The organism is Micromonospora sp. ANENR4 (assembly GCF_015354395.1).
Classification (GTDB): domain Bacteria; phylum Actinomycetota; class Actinomycetes; order Mycobacteriales; family Micromonosporaceae; genus Micromonospora; species Micromonospora aurantiaca.
The window spans coordinates 1-1,557 of record NZ_JADKYQ010000037.1 but is presented as its reverse complement, the minus strand read 5'-3'; the positions used below and the strand labels follow the sequence as shown (position 1 = coordinate 1,557).

At 73.2% G+C, this 1,557-nt stretch carries 1 protein-coding gene; it reads left to right on the top strand.

Features of this window, described 5'->3' with window-relative positions:
- The coding region (locus tag IRY44_RS30390; RefSeq protein ID WP_228533120.1) for a helix-turn-helix transcriptional regulator at positions 1–771 on the top strand (771 nt) is incomplete at its 5' end.
- Positions 772–1,557: the final 786 nt, after the last annotated feature.

Genomic DNA, 1,557 nt, shown 5'->3' with positions numbered 1-1,557 from the left:
CGTCGCTGGCGCCCGGCTGGGCGACCTGGCCCGGCTGAAGCCCTACCTGCGGGAGGCCTGGCTGCTGCTGGACCGGCTCGCGGCCCGGCGCTGTGGAGCGCGCCGCTGCACTGGACCGGGCTGCACGCGGCGATCCTCACCGAGGAGCAGGCCGCCGCCGACGCGCACGTCGCCGCCCTGCTCGCCGCCGCCGGCCACAGCCGGTACGCCGCCGCAGCCGCCGCAGCTGGCACGATCTGGGTCGAGGTGCTGCGTGGCGTCGTGGACCCGGTCCGGGTGGAGGACGCCGCCCGAGGGCTGCACGACGCCGGGCTTTGCTGGGACGCCGCCCGCCTCGCCGGGCAGGCCGCGATCCGCACCTCGGACCGGCGCGCCATGACCACCCTGCTGGAGTGCGCCCGGGTGCTTCAGGCTCGGCGGGCAGCCCGCAAGAGGGGAGCGGACGACGGCTCGGCACCGGTGGCCGACGCCGGCATCGGTCCCACCCGCTACCGGCTCAGCGATCGGGAGCACGAGGTGGCCGAGCTGATACTGGCGGGGTTGACCTATCGCGAGATCGGCGACCGGCTCTTCATCTCCGCCAAGACAGTGGAGCACCACGTCGCGCGGATGCGGTCCCGGCTGAAATGCGGCAGCCGGGCGGAGCTGCTGGCCCTGCTACGCGCCGTCGTCGCGGACCGGTCGAGCGTCACCGGCCGGCAACCCTGGCCTGATCGGGACCCGGGTGAGCCGGGTGGCAGCACCGGACCGCTGACCGCGGGCTGGGACTGAAACTCGGCGCGCTGGCCGCCGTGCTGCTGACCCTGTGGGCTGGCGTACGCGGCGGTGCTGACCGACCGGGAGAGCGCCGGGCTCGTCCGGGTCCGGGCCGTCGCGGGCACCCTAAGCCAGCCCACCGACCTGTTAATCCTGGCGCTTTAACCCGAACGCCGACTGACCACTGGCGATCGCCGGTGCCGGACGTACGCGGGCTGCACTGGCCGAAGCGCCGGCCGGACGAATGGCACCATCGCCCCCGTGCGCGTGTTCAGGGAGGACCACCACCCGCGGCTGCTCATGACGGGCGGCGTGCGGTACGCGACCCCAGGGGCTGGTCCGGCAGGTGGCCGGGCGACCACCATGCGGTCCGAGTGGACGGCGGGCGGCCCAGACGGTGGCCACGTACGACCGGCTGATCGACGCCGCCTCCGCAGTGCATGGCCCCGGAACGGGGCGGGCGCGAGGACGATTTGGCCGGCGAACCAGGCGTTCGTAACGCTGGCCCGGGCCCGGTACCTGCTCGCCCGTGAGGACACCTGCCGTCTGGCAGCCGATAGTGTCGACCTGGTCGATGTGTCCGCGAAGCTCGGCCGCCGGGTCCGGATCCTCTCGACCTGGCACAGCAGCAAAACCTACCAACCTGACGCCCTGTCGATTGGAAGCGCCGCACACACCGCTGCTCGCCTCAACACCGCCGTCGTCGAAAGGTCCTCGCCGCCCTCCGATGCCTCACTGAACCTCTCGGTGACTCGTGCTCAGCCCTCACCCAAACCTGCGCCAGGCTGCAGCGAGCCTGCT